The following is a 2,623-nucleotide window of genomic DNA, read 5'->3' on the forward strand; positions in this document are numbered from 1 at the left end:
TCGCCGTCGGCGGCAGCATCAAACTGACGCGCCTGCGCTACGGCCGATCCGCCACCACCTGGGGCTTCGCCCTTTACCTCGCCAGCACCGACAAGCGGAGGGATTGCAGCGGCGGGTACCGGAGCTTCGTCAGTTGCACGCTGCCGAGATCCATCAGCCGCAGCTCCGCCTCGAAGTTCGCAGTATGCGCGCTCGACAGCGTGCTCGGCAGGAGAGCGTCCGCCGTCAGGCTGCACCAGTAGCCGAACCGTTCGTCGGCAGGCAGGTCACACGTCCGTGCCTCTACCACCAGCATCATTTCCCCCTTGTGAGCTGTGGCCACCCTCTGCTCCGACAGATTAGGTGAACATGCCAAGAAATTCGGCCCGGTTCGTATCACTGCCGCAGCGCGGTTGTCTTCTGCGGCGCGGTGTGGCGCGGGTGGTGGGGAGGGGGTGGGGGCGGGTGTTGGTGGGATGTTTGAGGTTTGGGTGTTGTAGGTCGGTATGCGGGTGGTGGTTGTGACCTTCTGGTCCGCCGGGCATTGGGTGGCCGTTGGTGGAAACGGGGGCGTTGTCCTTGGCGTGAGTTGGAGGCACGCGCTGCGGCTGGGTCGAGGAAGCCGGTGCCGTTACCCGCGGCGCCAGGACCTGTCGGGTTTATCGGCTTCAGTGGCTTTGTGGGTGGCCCTCTCATCTGGCTGGGCGGGGGGTGGTCAGTCCTCTCGCATGAGGGTGGTGAGGGCTGTGGTCCAGTCGGTGTGGTCGAATTCTGCGCCGGGAGGGACCAGTTGGAATGTTTTCTCCAGCCACTTCTGCAGTTGCACCAGGTCCATCTCGAAGAGGCTTGACATGTCGTGTACTTCAAGCCGTAGGAGGACGACCTGGCGGGTGCGGACGCGTGTGGGCCACAGTCGTACGTCTCCGATTCCGCTGGGTTCTGTGGTTCCTTCGAGGAGTAGGTCACGGGAGACCAGCCAGCGGACGATGGAGCCTTCGGGTGTGTGCAGGGCCAGCGTAACGACGAGGGGGTCGGTTTCGTCGTAGTGGAACTCGGCCTGGTGGGGGATGCGGAGCGAGGGCGAGAGGATCCTGTCGGCGCGCAGGCGCAGCGACTTCATGCGGCGTGCGGACGGCTTGCGCGTGGGGAAGTGTGGTTGCCGGTATGGCACGGGGAGGCCCCTTTCGAGCTGCGGGTACTTCTCTACTGTGGCTCGGGGGGCACCAGTGGGGCATCGGTAACCCGACCAGGGTCATGGCTTATCTGCGGAGCCGGACGGCGCGGTACCAGGGGAGAAATGACTGGGGCGTGCCTGTGGGCGCTGGTGCCTTGTGTGTGCCGGTTTCGGCGTGCACGCGTCAGAGCCGGCCGCGAGTAGTTCTCCTCGCAGTCGGCTCTTTCCGGATGGCTCCGGCGGCCCGCACTCGCTTCTCCCTTGGGCTCTGATGCGCTTGTGGCCGCTCTTGATCGCCGTCCGGCCCGGGCTTTGCGTAGCGCGTAGAGATTGGTAGCCGTGGCGGTGGCGGGCGGGAAGGGGCCGGCTCCACCGCTGGCTTTGTTTCCCGCAGGACCCGCAGTGAAGGCGGCGGTGTTCCGCCCCGGGCTGGTCGTTTGGTTGCGCCGGGTGGAATCGGGGGCCTGTGCGGGCCGGATCGCGGGCTTGTGCGGGTCGGATTGCGGGGTCGGGCGACCGGGGTCCGGTGCCTGGCGTGTGTTGGTCTGTGGGTGTGGGTGTGGGTGGTTACTGCTGGGTGTGGTGTGGTGGTTGGTGGGTGAGTTCGTGGCGGAGGGTGTGGGCGAGTTTGGCGGGTTGGGAGAGGAAGGGGCTGTGGCCGGATTGGAGTCGGATCGTGCGTTGGGCACGGGTGGCCATGGCTTCCTGGAGTGGTGGGGGGATGGCTTGGTCGTGTTCGCACAGGATGTAGGTGCTGGGTATGGTGCGCCAGGCGGCGTGGGTGAGCGGTTGGGTGACCGAGGTCAGGGACTGGCGGGCGAGTTGGGCGGCGGCTTGTTGTGCCAGGTGTGGTTCGACGTCGTTGTAGAGGATCTCGGTGGGCTGGGTGGCTTCGAAGTAGCCGTGGCCGGTGTGGCCGTGGGGGTCATGGTGGACGTCCCAGTAGGGCGGGTAGACGCCGCCGGCCAGGGACAGGACCGAGTCGCCGGTGTCTTGCATGAGGGCGGTGAGGTAGATGAGGCGCTGGACGTTGCCGGTTGTGGCGGCGGCTTCGGTGATGGGGCTTCCTCCGTAGGAGTGGCCGAGTATCACGGTGGGGCCGTCGATGTCGGTGATGGTGTGGGCGACTGCTTCCGCGTCGTCGTACAGGCCGCCGAGTGCTGCCGGGTCCTGGCCGCTGCTGGGTAGGGCGACGGTGCGTATGTCGAGGTCGGGGAGGTGTTCGATCAGGGGCTGCCAGCACCAGGTGCCGTGCCAGGCGCCGTGGACCAGGACGAGGGTGGGGAGTGTGCTCACGTGCTGGGTCTTCCTGAAGTGGGGTGGCGCCCGTCCTACCGCTTGCTGCACGGGTGGTGTGAGGGAGCAGGAGAGGGCGGGGGGTCAGGTTTGGAGGGCGTCGCGGAGCATGCCGCGGGAGGTGATGCCGAGTTTGGGGTAGATCTGGTAGAGGTGGGCGCCGATGGTGCGGTG

At 66.7% G+C, this 2,623-nt stretch carries 3 protein-coding genes; 1 reads left to right on the plus strand and 2 read right to left on the minus strand.

From position 1 onward, the window contains the following. Positions 1-242: hypothetical protein (locus tag ACFV3E_RS46490; RefSeq protein ID WP_500542583.1), on the plus strand; the 242-nt coding region annotated here is incomplete at its 5' end. A gap of 452 nt (positions 243-694) precedes the next feature. On the opposite strand, the gene ACFV3E_RS46495 is transcribed toward ACFV3E_RS46490, so the two are convergent. Continuing rightward, the gene (locus tag ACFV3E_RS46495; protein ID WP_500542585.1) at positions 695-1,150 is read right to left on the minus strand and encodes an SsgA family sporulation/cell division regulator; all 456 of its coding nucleotides are present in this window, start codon (positions 1,148-1,150) and stop codon (positions 695-697) included. Positions 1,151-1,720: 570 nt separating this feature from the next. Further along, entirely contained in the window at positions 1,721-2,449 is a 729-nt protein-coding gene (locus ACFV3E_RS46500; RefSeq protein ID WP_500542587.1) for an alpha/beta hydrolase, read from the minus strand. Positions 2,450-2,623 lie beyond the last annotated feature (174 nt).

This window comes from Streptomyces sp. NPDC059718, assembly GCF_042733315.1.
Classification (GTDB): Bacteria; Actinomycetota; Actinomycetes; order Streptomycetales; family Streptomycetaceae; genus Actinacidiphila.